Genomic DNA, 741 nt, shown 5'->3' with positions numbered 1-741 from the left:
CAATCACCGCCCATACCTGAGAGAGATGAAACATTGACGATATTGCCTTTGGTGGCGATTAGATGAGGCATGGCGGCTTGGCAGACATAAAACGTGCCATTTAAATTGATATTGATAGCCGAGTGCCAATCTTCAGAGGATAGGTTTGTTATTTTACCTTGAATCGCCTTTCCTGCGTTATTTACTAAAATATCAATCTTCTCGAACTTATCAATCGCGCTGCTAATCATCCCTTGTACTTGGCTTTGTACGCTGATATCACAAGTGACACATAGGTAGTTGTCGGTATGAATCCAAGTATGATCTTCTGGGAACTCTGCTGCCGTTTGCTCTAATGTTTCAGCTGTACGTCCTACCAAAACGACTCTCGCACCTTCCTCGGCGAAGCGAATAGCAGTTGCCCGGCCAATACCTGAGCCTGCTCCAGTAACGATGACGGTTTTTTCTTTAAAACGCTTCATAATGCTCAATCCTTGTTATTATATAGTGCTTATTAAAATTCGATAAACGTACCTGACATTGATACGCGAGCGCAGCCTATAACTATAAAATCCACGCACAAGCATTGCTGCTTTGATATCATCATAACAAGTCATTACGTTGAAAGCGACTGTGTCTGATAGTGCTTATGTAGCGTAATTTTACATTCGTAAAAACCTTGAAGTGCTGACAACTCTATTTATCAACACGCCACCATTTTAATCAGCCAAAATTTCATTCATCACATATCATAAGATTATA

At 40.8% G+C, this 741-nt stretch carries 1 protein-coding gene; it reads right to left on the bottom strand.

Annotated features, from left to right (window positions below; translation table 11 throughout):
• On the bottom strand, positions 1–461 hold a 461-nt coding region (locus tag ACS8FC_RS17120; RefSeq protein ID WP_439297670.1), incomplete at its 3' end, for an SDR family NAD(P)-dependent oxidoreductase.
• Between the last annotated feature and the right edge of the window lie 280 nt (positions 462–741).

The sequence above is a fragment of the Psychrobacter sp. 1Y4 genome, from assembly GCF_051847555.1.
The sequence above is the reverse complement of the archived record's forward strand: the minus strand, read 5'-3'. Positions and strand labels throughout refer to the sequence as shown.